Source organism: Patescibacteria group bacterium (assembly GCA_028707065.1).
In the GTDB taxonomy this organism is placed as follows: Bacteria; Patescibacteriota; Patescibacteriia; order Patescibacteriales; family WJLG01; genus JAQTUZ01.
On sequence record JAQTUZ010000016.1, the window covers coordinates 23729 to 38916 of the forward strand.

The window sequence follows — 15188 nt, forward strand, 5'->3', positions numbered from 1 at the left end:
GGGGCGGTGGTATGATGAACTTAAGCAAGCTAATAATAGCCAGTTAAAGAAGGGGTTATCAATTTTTTGATAAAAACTTCACTAAATTTATGGAGTGGTTAAAGAAACTTTTCGGAGGAAAAAAACAAGAAGCGGCCAAAGAGGCGCCGCTGAACGCGCCTAAAGCTCCCGAGATGCCGATGGGTGGAATGCCGGAAAACAAGCCGATGAGCGGCACGGGAATGACCGATCAATCGGAAAGCGAAGATATGAAATAAATACGGTTTAAAAATAATCAGCCTGAATCAATGAGCTGATTATTTTTTTTACCCAAATTGCTGCATTGCTAAATTGTTAAATTGTTGCGCAACGAATTTTAATGTTTAACAATGTAGCAATGTAACAATTTAACAATTTTTTCATCTGTAGCAAATTTTTATACACCATCCGCATTTTTCGATTTCCGAATTTTTTGCTATCATAATAGTATGAAATTAATCGATACTCACGCCCACGTCAATTTCAAGAAATTTTCCGCCGATGCCGATCAGGTTATTCTCAACGCTTTGAATAACGAGACCGGCATGATTATTGTCGGCGCGGATTATAAGACTTCCAAACGGGCGCTGGATCTGGCCAATAAATACGAAAAAGGCGTTTATGCCGCGGTCGGCTTGCATCCGGTGCATCTGGAGGATATCACCGAAGCCGGCGAGGACGGCCGTGAAGTTGTCCGCGTCCGGGCGGAAGAATTCAATTATGATAATTACGAAAAATTGGCCGAGTTCGAGAAAGCCGTCGCGATCGGCGAGATCGGCTTGGATTATTATCATCTGAAATTGTCGCCCGACCTGGAAAATTCCAAAAAGAAGCAGAAGGAAGTTTTGGTCAAACAATTATTGCTGGCGCGGAGTTTTGATTTGCCGGCGATCGTCCATTGCCGCGTCGCGCACGACGACTTGCTCTCAACTCTAAAAAAATTCAAGGAAGACTATAAAGAAAAAATTCCATTGGATAAGCCCTGGGGAGTGATCCATTGCTTTTCCGGCGACGAAAACCTGGCCTGGGAATATTTCAAGCTCGGCTTTTTCATCTCTTTCACCGGCATCATCACTTTCAGCCAGCAATGGGACGACTTGATCCGCAAAATGCCGGCCGATAAATTCATGGTGGAAACCGATTGTCCGTTTATGACGCCCGAACCGTTCCGCGGCCAGCGTAATGAACCGGCCTTAGTGACTTATGTGGCCGAGCGCATCGCGGCTATCCGCGGCGTCGAGCCTGACCGCATCGCCGAAATCTCCACGGAGAATGCGAGAAGATTTTTTGGAATTAATTAGTCGCTTAGTTGATTAGTTAATTAGTTGAATAACAAATCAGCTTCTTATGATTGATAAACTTTGTTTAAATAACAACTAAGTACCTAATCGACTAATATACTAATAATTTTTGCGGCGCCCTTGACAAAGGCGCTTTTTTTGTGGTAGAAACATAAGTTGATCTTTGAAAAATAAATTCTCACAATATAGAGGAGGTTGATATGTCATTGAAAGCTTTTCTTCGAACAGTTTCGGTGTTGTTAGCGGCGGGATTGACTAGTTTTGTTTGGGTTTTCATCTTGATTAATGATTTCGAAACAAACAAGGCGTTTTTTATCGGTCATTCGATAGGGCCGAAGATTATGATCATTCTTTGCGGTCTTGGCGTATTTCTGCTGCTTTGGTTGGTTTTCGAAATGATAGGCCTGGCGATTTTCGAGCGGTTTAAACCTGTGTGTTTGATTAAGGATGATTGCACCATTCTCTATTATTATGATAATGATGGCAGACTCACTTTTCGCGGCACTTTTTCGCCGGAAGGCAATGCCTGGGTAAATAACCTCTTGAGGAAGTTTACCGTCGCCGATATTTTCCGCCGCAATTATCATACTTTGCCGGTGGTAATAAATATCGATTTGGAAAACATTTATCCTTTGGGGCGCGAGGAGTCGCTGATTTTGCGAGTGGAAAATCTGTCGGTTATTTTCACCGACCTGAACAACAATAGCGTTAAGCCAGTAATGGATTTGTTTATTCGCTATAAGGACACTGACGTTGTTGAGGCGATGAAAAAGCGGATTATCGAGGCTTTTACGGCGACCGTCACCAAGGGAGTGCACGCGCAAGGAAGAATGGCAACTGTCAGCATTGACCTGAAAGATACTTTTATCGATGTTGTTAATCTTGTTCTGAAAAACGAACTGTACAAGCTCAACGGCCCCAGCTTTGATTTTACGGCGCTGATTGAGTATCAATAATGTACTGAGCTCTGCCGGCAGGAAGCAATTTCCGCCGGCCTTTTTTTACTACGAATGCTACGAATTTAGATAATCCGAATTATATTTACTACAAATGCTACCTGCCTGCCGGCAGGCAGGCGAAAATAGATTATCCGAACTATGTTTAGTTACTTAGTTAATTGGTCAATTGGTTGAATAGTAAACAAATTTTTTTATTGATAAAGTTTGCTTCGCCACAACTAAGTACCTAATTTACTAAGATACTAATAATATTTGCGGCGCCCTTGACAAAGACGCTTTTTTTGTGGTAAAAATCAGGGTTGATGTCTTTTTAAACTCGATCTTTCATAATAAGTAATATTCCTCAACTTTCATAACCTGAAAGGGGTTAGCATGTCTCTAAATATTTTTTCTTACTGCTTTTCCTTGGTGATCACCGCCTTGATCATGTTTGGCACTCATAGTTTTTTTCTTATCCCCGGTACGCCACAGACGATTTACATGATCATTTTGGTCATTCTTTGGGTGACAATGTCCGAAACGATCAAAGGTTTGTTGTTCCATTCAAGGGTAGCGGCGCTGGTGGAAAAGACCGGTACCATGCTGTTTTTCAAGAAGAAAAACAGATTCGTTTTCCGCGGCTGCTTCGTTAAGAATTATGAACTGACGGGAAAATTGACCATCGTCGATTCACAGCGGGATTTTATCGATCTGCCGGTAGAGATGATATTCAATCTGGAGTTTAAATCAGTCCGCGGTTCCAGATTGCTCTTGAAATTGGAAAAATTCACGGTCGCCTTTGACTTTCCCTGGGAACAAAGTGAGGGCATCAGGCTCTTGGATCGTTATCAGAACAAATATCTCGCGCGCAATGCGATTGAAGCTAAAATCAGGACAGCCGTAGGTGATGTTTTGGCCGAAGAGACGCAAATGACCGGAACGAAATTTTCGATCAATAACGATGAACTCCGGCTGATTATTTTGCAGAGGATCAGCGCGTCCTTAGAGGATGAATTCTATCATTATAAAGGCGATTGTCTGATGTCAATGGTTCTATAATGAGGTGAAGATGATGCCGGCGGGAAAGGATTTCCGCCGGCCTTTTTTTACTACGAATGAATCCGAATTTAGATAATCCGAATTATATTTACTACAAATGCTACAAAAATAGATTATCCGAATTTTATCTATCTCTACAAATGCTACAAAAATAGATTATCCGAACTATGTTTAGTTACTTAGTTAATTGGTCAATTGGTTGAATAGTAAACAAATTTTTTTATTGATAAAGTTTGCCTTTCCACAACCAAGTACCTAATTAACTAATATACTAATCCCTTTTGACATTTTTTCGGAAAAGATGATAGAATACCTTGACATAAAAATATTTGTGCAAACTTTGTCAAAATCTCAGAAAGGTTCTTTATGAAAAAAAAGCTTAAAGATTTGAACGCTGGCGATTATTTTATTTATGCGGCTCCCCATGACAAGTCGACAGAACATATACCTGTTTCCCTGTTGCAGCTTGTCATTATTGAGCCAAAATCTCTTGACGAGCCTTTGCCTTGGCCGAAAGGTATTAGGGAGCAGGGAATGGTTCGTAATCTCCGCGCGGAGCTTCTCGAAGAAGAGGTGATAATAATTTTACCGAGCTAAGGAATATTGGTTATTTTTGAGCCAAATAGTTAGATCCGTGCGGACATTCCGGCGGATTTTTTTGTAGAGAAATCCAATCTTGACAGCGCCGGAAGAAGTGATAAAATGAAGTATGCTTTTAGCACTTGACTTATTCGAGTGCTAATGAAAATTAATTAAGACAACATGATGCGAACCTACGAATTTTTCGCGAATACAACGAATAGATTTAACGAATTAATTCGATAAATAGTTCGCGGTATTCGCGTAAAATTTGTAGTATTCGCATTACTAAAGTTATGATAATGAAACCTCTCCATGACAATGTGGTCATCAAACCCGCTGTGGCGGAAAAAACCACCAAGGCCGGGATCGTTCTGCCGGACACGGTCGACAAAGGCAAGCCCGAACAGGGCACGGTGATGGCCGTCGGCGCCGGAAAAATTTTAGATAACGGAACAATCTCAAAAATGTCGGTCAAGGTCGGCGACAAAGTGATGTTCAAAAAATACGCCGCGGACGAGATCGAGATCGCGGGAGAAAAAGTCATCCTGATTTCCGAGGGAGATATTTTAGCTGTTTTAAATTAAAAATTACAAATTACAGATGACAAATTAGATATTTGTAATTTCTAATTTGTAATTTGTCATTATAAAATTACTATGAGCAAAACAATAATTTTCAGTGAGAAAGCGAGAGAAGCGCTGAAGCGCGGCGTTGATAAGCTGGCCGATGCCGTAAAAATAACTTTGGGACCCAAAGGCCGCAATGTGGTGATCGAGAAAGCTTACGGTGCTCCGGCTGTCACTAAGGACGGCGTGACCGTGGCCAAGGAAATTGAACTCGAAGACCGCGAAGAAAATATGGGCGCGGAAATCATCAAAGAAGTCGCGTCCAAAACCAATGAAGTTTCCGGCGACGGCACGACTACGGCGACGATTCTGACCCAGGCGATCATCGCCGAAGGTTTGAAATTGGTTTCTTCCGGCGTCAATCCGATCGAATTGCGCAAGAGTATTGAGAAAAAGGTGGCGGATATCGTGGCCAAATTAAAAGCTTCCAGTAAGACGATTTCCACCAAAGAAGAGATCACCCAAGTGGCCTCGATCTCGGCTAATGATCCGGCCATCGGCGCCAAGATCGCCGAGGCGATCACTAAAGTCGGCCGCGATGGCGTCGTCACCGTTGAAGAGGGCCAATCATTCGGCGTGGAAGTGGAAGTTGTGGAAGGCATGCAATTGGACAAGGGCTATGTGACGCCGCATATGGTGACCAACGTGGAAACGATGAAAGCGGAAATGGAAGATCCTTATATTTTGATCACTGATAAGAAAATCGCCGCGCTCGGCGAAATTTTGCCATTAATGGAAAAGATGGTAGCAGTCGGCAAGAAAGACCTGGTGGTGATCGCCGAAGATATCGAAGGCGAAGCCATGGCGACTTTTATCGTCAATAAAATGCGCGGCTCTTTCAATGTTTTGGGCGTCAAGGCTCCGGGTTTCGGCGATCGCCGTAAAGCCATGCTCGAAGACATTGCCATTTTGACCGGTGGCGCGTTTATTTCCGAAGAGCTTGGTTTGAAAATGGAAAATGCCGAGATCACCGACCTGGGCCGGGCCCGGCGCGTCATCTCTTCCAAGGACACCACGACCATCGTTGACGGCAAGGGCGATGTCAAAGAGATCAAGGATCACATCGAAAAAATCAAAAATCAAATTGAATTAAGCGAGTCGGATTTTGATCGTGAAGAATTGAAAAAGCGCCTGGCCAAATTGTCCGGCGGCGTGGCCGTGATCAAAGTCGGTGCCGCGACCGAAACGGAAATGAAAGAGAAAAAAGACCGGATTGAGGACGCGCTGAACGCGACCAAAGCCGCGCAGGAAGAGGGGATTGTCGTCGGCGGCGGCTTGGCTTTGGCCAAAGCGAGCGATATTTTCACCAATTTGATCGGCGGCAAAAAGGAAGAGGACGCGGGCGCGAAGATCATCGACAACGCGATACTTGAACCGATCAAACAGATCGCCAAGAACGCCGGCAAGGACGGTTCGCTTATTTTATACAACATCATCCGCGAAAATTCTTTGTTGAAGGATGATAAGAAACGCAATATCGGCTACAATGCCATGGATGATAAATTCGAAGATTTGTTCGAAGCCGGGATCGTCGATCCGACCAAGGTTGTCCGCACCGCGCTCGAAAACGCCGCTTCGGCCGCGATCATGTTCCTGACGATCGAAGCGGTGGTCTGCGAGAAACCGAAGGACAAGAATTGCACCTGCGGCGGAAACGATGGGCAGGGAATGATGTAGACGGGAAGTAAAAAGTAAAAAACAAAAAGTAAAAAATATTTGCCATGCGGCAGTCTCCCGACAGGGGACTGCCGCTTTTGGTTTGACAACAATGTTCTGATTTGCGCCGCAAGTTCGCAGCAGTCCGCTAATCGCGAGACTGCTGCACGGCAAAAGTCAGATATTTGCCATGCTATTTGCCACGCGAAATATTTGTCATGCGGCAGTCTCCCGTAAGGGGACTGCCGCTTTGATTTGGCAGAACGTTTGAGGTCGCGCCGTAAATTTGCAGCAGTCCTCTTCGAGAGACTGCTGCATGGCAGAATGAGCCGCTTTTCTTGTGAAGGGATTTTTATTTTTTTGTCAAACTGTACAAAAAATGTGCACACAAGTTATACACAACTTGAATTACAAATTATAAATTATAAATTACAAATTGTTCATAATTTTAGCGTCTAACAGGAATCGTTTTCTAAATAGCTAATAATAAATAAAAAAATTCTCTAAAATTTTCATTTTTTTCCCGCAAAAAAGGCTTCGGAAGTGATATAATTATATTGTATATACAATATATGCGAAGGGGACTTTCAGCGCGACAAAAAGCGGGAAAAACAAGGCCTCGGTTTTTTGGTATTCGGGCAAAGAATGAACGGAGCAAAAAAATCCGTCCCGGCTTTGTTATTTCGGCGTATTTTTCCAGGATCTTGATCATCGCCTTTTACTTGTTCGCGATCGGCGGTTTTATTGTTGTCTTGAACAAATCTTTGCAGGCGACCGGCAATGACAATGTCGCGACGGTAAATTTTTACGCTAATGCCTCGCGGGTCGAAGAAGCGGGAAATTCCTGGACGGGGATCGACCGGGTTTTGGGCGCGCCGCAAGTAACTGATTCGGGCGAGGCTGGCGATTTCAACTCTGACAATTCGGTGATTTATTCCGGCGGCCGGCAATCTTTGATCGGCGAAAATTTCACCACTCAGGATTTTATCAAGAATTCCGCGCCGACCATGGCGCAGTCGACCTCAACCCCGCAACCGGTTTTGGAAAATAATATTTCCACTACCACCGAGCAAAATATTTTTGCTTCCAGTTCTGAGCCGGCGATACCGGCGGCGATAATTTCTTCTTCAACCGCAGGAACGCAAGATTTCGCGTTCCTGCCAGCCACCAGCTCTTCGGCGAATAATTCAGGTGAACAAAATATTTCCCCGGTTCCGCCGGATAATTCTGCGCTAGCCGATCCGGCCTCAATCGTTCCGGATAATGGCGCAAGTTCTCCGGCTGTTTCCGCTGAATCCGAATCTGCCGCTCAAACTCCATCAGCGCCGCCAGCGGATGATTCGCCAGCTTCAGCGGCCGAGAGCGCCGCGCCGAGTTCCGCTGATAATCCATCCGCCGCGCCGACCAACGAAACACCGCCAGCCGAGGCGCAAAATCATCTGCCTGATTCCGCGCCCGCCCCGGGCGAGCCGAGCCAAGCCGCGGAAAGCAGAGCGGAGAGTGATAATTCCGGCGGGCCAATATCCTGGTTAAAAGAATTAAAGAATATTCTGGCAATAAGCAAAAAACAGATCGGCGAAACCTTGCTCGGGCGATTGGCTTTGGCCGCTTCGCAATGGGGATCGAATGCCGATGACCGCAATATCCTTTTCGGGCCGTTTAAGAGCGCGCAGATCAAAGTTTCAATAGCCGCGATCGAGCGGGCGGTCGATGAAAACAGCGCGGCAACTTCATCCGGAGCGATCGTCCCGCCGGCAGCCGGTTCGACCTCAACTTCAGCGTCAATGGAAAATAACGCGAATGATCAGCCCGCCGCCGCTGCCGATCAAGCGGCGGGCGGCGAAAATAGCGCGGCTTCTTCTTCGGTAAATTCGGATTCAAGCGCCGGCGTTATCCAAAAGCTTTTGGATTTTTTCGCTCCGGATCCGGCCGGCGCGCAAGAAAATGATCCGGCCGCCCCCGGCGCGCCGATCACCATTTGGTATTCTTTTGCTGATGAAGGCGGCGGCAATGTTTGGCGGGAACTCGGCACGATCGACGCCAATAGCCTCGCTAATGCCGAGCGCGGCGGCTATCTCGTTTTTGACGCGCCGTTCTTGAATGACTGGCGCGACTTGGATAATTTGCGCTTGAAGTTTGCCGGAAGCGCGCCTGCCGGAGGAAACTTCCAGGCTTATCTGGATAGTGTTTGGGTGGAAATTGCTTACCAGAACGGAGCGGAAAAAGTTCCTGACCGACCGAAAAATACCGATAAGGATAAATTGAATATCGATGGCCGGGAAATAAATTTCATCTGGACCGATAACAACAGCAACGAGAATCTGATCATCAAAAGCGATCAAAAAAAATATTTTGGCTTAACTAACGCCCAGATGTATTTCAGCGTGGAAAATACCGGCGTCAGAAACGAAGACATTAAGTTCCAATTTTATTTTCCCGCCGCCAGTTCGTCGGTGATCAAGCTGAACGAGCTGGTGCCGCACAGCCCTTATTTGACCGAGGTGCCGAAATACGAAGCGCAAATTTACGATTGCGCCAACGGCTGGGACAAGCGGGAAAATATTTGGACTTGTTATCCTTCGCTGGAGCAGCGCGCCTGCGATGAAGTCAGTCCGAACCGGCGCTATTGCCGGATTAACGGCGTGATGACCGGCACGGAGGAAAAGATCCAGTATGCTGATCGCTGGCAAGAAGTCGGTTTGGATGGCGAAGCGATCGCGCCGCAGGAAGGATTGCTGCAAAGGCTGCTGGGCTTGGGTCCGCAAGTAAAACAAATTCCGGATAATTTCAAAAATAGCCAAGCTACGGCGGCCAGCGTGACGATCGCGCCGGGCGAGGTAAAATATTTTAAAGCCAGCCTTGGCTTTCCGGCTAACTCGGAAGGGGAGTTTTATATCGAAGCGATCGGCAATAATAGCGGTTACGGCCTGCTTGACCCTTGGTGGAATTCGGGCTGGAATTACCGCTTGCCGATCACCATCGATAATTCGGGCAATGACGGCACGCTTGCCGATTATCAGTTTTATCTGGAAATTTCTTCTTCCACCAGCCGCGATTTCTGGCGCAACATCAAATCGGACGGCAGCGATATCCGTTTCACCAATTCCGAGCAAACAACTGAATTGCCTTATTGGGTCCAGTCGTTTGATTACACGGCCTCATCGGCGGCCATTTGGATCAAGGTCGATTCGATCCCGGCGGCCACCACCTCGAAGATCTATCTTTATTATGGCAATGGCGGCGCCAGCACCGCTTCCGACCAATTCACCCCGTTCACTTATTCGTCGCTCCAAAATATTTTTTATACGGCAAGCTCTTCGGCCGCCAAAACCATTAACGTCGTCAGCTTGATCGATAATAACCAGGTGCAATTGGATAACGGCACGGCGGTCAATTTGAGCCGCCAGCAGACTGCCGTGTTCACCGGTTTTGCTTCAACTTCGGTGATCAAAGCCAAGGGCCCGATCATGGCGAAATTATCCGGCAGCGCGGGTTTGGAATCGGCGATTCCGATTTCTTTCGCCGGCACTGATTTTGCCATTCCTTCCAATCGTAATTTGGAAAATTTTAATTTTTACGCGCCGTTCGCCGCGGCCAGCACTTCGCTCTATGACGGCGCAACTTTAAAGCAAACGCATTCGGTTAACCAAGACAGTGTCTGGGCAACGACGCAAGATATCGCTACTGACAGCATCGCGGTCATATCCAGCGATCAGCCGGTCTTATTTTCTTTTGCCAATAGCGGCCCGGGCGACAGCCTGCTCGGCTATCCGGCCACCAGCCGCGATCTTTACGGCGTGAAGTCGCGATACAATTTGATCGGCGCCAGCGTTGTTTCCTCTTTTTCCATTTTTTGCTCGAGTAATTCTTCGACGACGATTTCCGCTTTGGCCGTTGGCGCTTTGCAGCCCAACCAAATTTGTTTAGGCGGGGTGAAAGGCGCGGGCGACGCGGTTCGCCTCGGCGGAATCAGCGGCGCGATCAACGCCATCCAGCAAGATGAAGGCACTTCCAGCGAATCAGCGATCTTCTTGCCGTTCAAAGAATTTTCCAGCGAGTATATGCTGCCGACCAATGCGGCCCACATCGCCGTGGTTTGCGCGCCCGAAGAAGGTGTTGTCGCCTTGAGCGTTTATGATCAAAATAATAATTTCGTTTCCAGTTCGACTTGCGTTGGATCAGGCGATTATCCGGGCAAAGCTTATTTCGGCGCGGCCGATTCAGAAACTTATTTAGCCGGCTCAAGAATAGTTTCGACCGGCGGCCAGCCGTTTTATGCTTATTACAAAGATACGACTAGCGGAGGAGGGGAAACCAATTTATTCGGCGCGGTGCAAACAAGGAATTATTCCGCCCCGGATCCATCTTATGCTTTTGGCGCCCAGCAGATCGAAGGCCCGCCGACCGGCAGCATCAATTCGGCCGCGGAAAAATCTGATCGTTCCGGACGAGTCAATGTTTCGATCGCCGTTAATGATCTTTCGCGCGATGATTGCCGCGCCAAGATCGAATATGTCGAACAAGCCGGCGGCCAGTGCGATTTTGATTCGCCGCTTAAGCCGCTTTTGGACGAGAGTTCGATCAGCGCTGATTTTGGCGCGCCGATCATTACTAATGCCAACAGTTACCAGATCGGCACGACGAGCGGTTGGATCAGCACCGCCTCGGGGACGAATAATATTTTATTTGACTGGCTCTCGAAAAATGATCTGCCCGCAGCCGACGGAACTTATTGTTTGCGCTTGACCGCCAACGATAACATCAGCGACCAAACAACTCCGGCGACCACCACGGTCGTGATCGATAACGCGGCGCCGGCTGTTCCGGGCGATTTGACTTTGGATTCCAAAACCGGGACAAGCGTGACTTTGAAATTTGCCGCCACTTCCACTGATTCTCATTTCAAGGAATATCGAATTTATTATAAGCAATACGACGGCACGCCGGTGAACACGGCGGGAACTTTGTTCGGTTCGTCCTCGGATATCAATCTGGCCGACGAGAATTTTAATCGCGCCACCACCACGACCATCACCGGCTTAATTACCGGATTAAAATATACTTTCAATCTTTTCGCTTACGATACTTTGGGCAACCTGGCCAGCTCGACGACCGGCGTGGACGCTACGGCTAACGACGCGCCGACCGCTTCGTTCAATTCAGCCGCGGAAAAAACCGACGGCTCCGGTACGGTGGATATTTCTTTCACCGCCGACGATGTTGATCATGACAACACGGTGCGCGCTAAGCTGGAATACCAGGCCGGCTCGCAATGCGATTTTTCCACTTCGAGTTTGGCGACTATCGACGGGAATAATTTGACGGCGACTTTCGGCACCGTGCACCGGGATAACGATGAAACTTATCGCCTGGGCACCACTTCGTATTATATCTTAACTTCGCTCGGGGAAAATACGATTAATTTCGATTGGCTCTCGGCAACCGATGTGCCGACCGCCAGCGGAACGTATTGTTTGCTGCTTACCGCCAACGACGGCGTTGATGATCAGCTTAGCTCGTCAACCATGGTCGTTGTTTTGGATAATATCAAGCCGACGACGGCGGGAAATTTATTAATCGGCAGTTCGACTGAAACTTCCCTCGAGCTTCTTTTGCCGACCGCGCATCTTGCCCAGGATAACAATGAGCCAGCCGCCGCGGCTTATAAAATTTTCTACAAAGCCGGCACTGCTGGCGTTTCGACCTCTGATACGCCATTCACGAGTTCGGCTTTGGACGCTTATGATTTCAACGGCTCAAGTTCGGTGATCGTCGCCGGTTTGAGCCCCGATACCCATTACGTTTTCAATCTCTGGGCTTACGATTCTTTCGGCAACAAGGCTTCTTCGACCGAAGTGACCGGGCGAACTGACGCGGATCTGACTAATAAATCTTTGCTGTTTATTGATCCGGAAACGACCGGCACCACGACCAATATCGCCGTGGCGGATAATTCCAGCGCCTGGAATTTCCGCGCCAAAGTGAGCGACGTCGACGGTTACGCGGCGATCAGCGACGTAACTCTGCGCTTGGCCGACGAGCTGGATAATTCGCCGCCGTTTGATGATTTGAAATTCACCTGGACCCGCTCGACCGGAGCTTTCGCCGAAACCGGCGCCGATGCCAATAGCGCTTCGAGCCTTTCCGGCTTAAGCACCTCCACTTGCGCGGCTAATTCCTGCACGGTTGATTTTAAAATTATTTTTGCCAATACCTTTGCCACTTCCTCGGTTGATTACTCCGGCGAACTTTATTCCACTGATGCTTCCTTGCGCACGGCCGAAGATGTTTTTGATAATCTTTTTCAAATCCGCAAGAGCTGGCTGGACCAGCGGCATTATCGCTGGCGGAATGACAACGGAAGCGGATAAAAATAATTTTTAAATTTTTGTAATTTTTAAATTTTTAAAAAGCGGTAAATTCGAGATTTAAAAATTAAAAATTTAGATTTATTTCAAAAATTATAAAAATTAAAAATTTAAGAGATAAGAGAGAAGCAGGGAGCAAAGTAAATGTTTTCTAAAATAATAAAAAATAAATATACCAAATATGTTTTAGCGGGCGCGATTGCTGCCTTGCTTGTTTTTGTTTATGCCAATTACGTGACCGAGGCGGCGCGGCCGAGCACGGCGACGGCGGGTAATTTATCTCAATACAACAACAGCACCTCTACCCCGGCCGGCAATGGAGCTTTTTACAATAACAGTACGATCAATTTCAAAGCCACTACCACTGATCCGGATAAAAATTCTTTAGCCATGTATTTTAATTTGGCTTCGACCTCCGGCACGCTGCTTTCGGCGACGACGACCCCGGCTAATCCCTGCCAGACTTATACGGCTTATGCCAGCTGCGCCAGCAAAGTTTGGATGAACTCGACCGCTTCCACTTCTACCTGGTATCGCCCCGACTTTCCTTATCGCGCTAAGTTCATTGTCCAAACCGCCGGGGTGGGCGGATCACTGACCAATTTTCCGATCTATCTGGATCTGGCCCGTTTTGGCGGCGCGAACGGTTTTTGGTCGCACACCAAAAGGAACAGCGACGGCGGCGACATCGTCATCACCAATTCCACCGGCACCAGATTGCCGGTCGAAGTCGTTTCGCTTTCCACTTCCACTCGGGCCGGCGAAGTCTGGTTCCGCGCCGATGCCATTTCTTCGACTTCTCCCATAACTTTTTACATGTATTATGGTTCTTCCACCGCCTCCCAGCCCGCCTCTTCCACCACCTACGGCGCCCGCAGCGTCTGGTCCAATAGCTATCTGGCCGTCTATCACTTGGCCACTGATAATTTCAAAGATTCGACCGGCAATTATAACGGTACTAACGTCGGCACTACCAACACCACCGGAAAATTGGGCGTTGCTAAAAATTTCAGCGGCACGGCCCAGGCGATCAGCTTGGCCGATATTGATGTGACGACTGGAGCGACTTATTCGGCTTGGGTGAATCATGGCACCTTGGTTAACTATGCTAAGATCATCGCCAAAACGCAAACTACTGCCGTCGCGCCTTACACGATCTTCAACTTAGGCGTTGACGCTTCGGCCAATAAATTGGGGCACGCGGAAATGGCCTCGGCCGGAACAGCCTATCATGCTTATACTACTACCGTCCTGCCTACGACTTTTTCTTACGTGGCCGGAACTTTTGATGGCCAGAATTTGCGCGCTTATTATAACGGCGCTGTTCAGGGAACCACCCCTCGCGTTGGCACGATCGATACCAATAACGACCCGACCCAGATCGGCCGCTCCTATTTCGGCGGCGCCACCACCGAATATTGGACCGGCGTCATTGATGAAGCCCGCATCGCTTCGGTCGCCCGTTCCGGCAAATGGCTCTTGACGGAATATAATAACCAAAACTCTCCCGGCACTTTTTTTGGCACCACCACTGAACAAACTTTCGCCTCGCCCCATAAGTTCGTCAAAATAACGGGCGTTCCCGACAATGGCTACAAGTGGCAAGTTTTGGGCTGTGATTGGGAAGGCTGTTCTACCAATTGGACCGCGTTCAACGGTACGACGCCGAACTTTACCGTGGATACGACTAAGCCGACCAACCCGGCCACTTTAACTTTGAGCAAAAAAAACGACAGCTCGATCACGCTTAATTTAGGAGCAACCTCGACCGATACCAATTTTTATCAGTATAAGATATATTACAAAGCCGGTTCCTCCGGTGTGGCGGAAACCGATACGGCCTTTGGCTCTTCCACCAGCCCCGGCGACGCGACTTTTACCAATTCAAATTTTTCCCGCCATACCACGACGACCATCACCGGCCTGGCCGCCAATACCGCTTATGTTTTTAGAATTTGGGCCTATGATAAAGCCGGCAATAAAGCTTCGAGCAGCGGCGAATACTCCACCGCGACGAAAAATTTTCCCGCCATTGCTTCCGGCTTGAATCAATATAAAGCCGACGGCACGACCGTGATCACCAATGATACCTGGGTGATGCAAGATGAAATTTATCTTACGGCCACTTCCACCGACCCTGATTCCGATGCCATCACGCTTTATTATCAATTGGCCACGACGAGCGGAACTTACCTTACCGCCACCACGACGCCGGCCGGCGCCTGTTCGTCGGGAACGACTTACGCGGCTTGTCCTGCTCGGGTTTGGCAGACGCTGAGCCAGACCAAAAAAGTCGATTTAAAAACCGTCGCTGACGGCCAATACAAATGGCAGGTACTCGCTTGCGATGCTGACGGTTGCGCGCGAAATTGGAAAACTTTCAATGACACTGTTCCGAATATCAAAATCGATACGCTCGCTCCTTCCGCTCCCAATCCTTTGACCCGCCTTGCTTCCACCACCGTTTCGATCAAGCTCGGCTTCCCCGCGGCGGTCACCGAAGGCAATTTCTATCAATACAAAATATTTTATCGCCTCGGTTCCACTACGCCGATCCATGAAACCGATTCGCTCTGGGGTTCGAGTTCGGATGCCAATCTTTCTTCGCGAACTTTCAACGGCAAGTCTTCTACCACCGTC

At 48.0% G+C, this 15188-nt stretch carries 9 protein-coding genes; all 9 read left to right on the plus strand.

Translation table 11 applies throughout. The annotated features are described in order from the left end of the window. Nucleotides 1-89: 89 nt before the first annotated feature. Nucleotides 90-257, plus strand: coding sequence for a hypothetical protein (locus tag PHE24_05375; GenBank protein ID MDD4902536.1), 168 nt, complete (start codon nt 90-92; stop codon nt 255-257). A gap of 210 nt (nt 258-467) precedes the next feature. Further along, a complete protein-coding gene (locus PHE24_05380) occupies nt 468-1319 on the plus strand; it encodes a TatD family hydrolase (protein MDD4902537.1) in 852 nt (283 codons plus the stop codon). A 200-nt stretch (nt 1320-1519) separates the two neighbouring features. Further along, on the plus strand, nt 1520-2275 hold the full coding sequence (locus PHE24_05385; protein MDD4902538.1) for a hypothetical protein: 756 nt from the start codon (nt 1520-1522) through the stop codon (nt 2273-2275). Between the two features lie 375 nt (nt 2276-2650). Next, complete coding sequence (locus PHE24_05390) at nt 2651-3316, plus strand: hypothetical protein (GenBank protein ID MDD4902539.1); 666 nt, start codon at nt 2651-2653, stop codon at nt 3314-3316. 366 nt (nt 3317-3682) lie between these two features. After that, nucleotides 3683-3913: a hypothetical protein gene (locus PHE24_05395; GenBank protein ID MDD4902540.1), complete on the plus strand. Its 231-nt coding sequence runs from the start codon at nt 3683-3685 to the stop codon at nt 3911-3913. 278 nt (nt 3914-4191) lie between these two features. After that, on the plus strand, nt 4192-4482 hold the full coding sequence (locus PHE24_05400; GenBank protein ID MDD4902541.1) for a co-chaperone GroES: 291 nt from the start codon (nt 4192-4194) through the stop codon (nt 4480-4482). Between the two features lie 72 nt (nt 4483-4554). Further along, on the plus strand, nt 4555-6201 hold the full coding sequence (gene groL / locus PHE24_05405) for a chaperonin GroEL (GenBank protein ID MDD4902542.1): 1647 nt from the start codon (nt 4555-4557) through the stop codon (nt 6199-6201). Nucleotides 6202-6884: 683 nt separating this feature from the next. Further along, the gene (locus tag PHE24_05410) at nt 6885-12551 is read left to right on the plus strand and encodes a DUF2341 domain-containing protein (GenBank protein ID MDD4902543.1); all 5667 of its coding nucleotides are present in this window, start codon (nt 6885-6887) and stop codon (nt 12549-12551) included. A 141-nt stretch (nt 12552-12692) separates the two neighbouring features. Further along, nucleotides 12693-15188, plus strand: a 2496-nt coding sequence (locus tag PHE24_05415; GenBank protein MDD4902544.1) for a DUF2341 domain-containing protein, incomplete at its 3' end; no start/stop codon positions are given.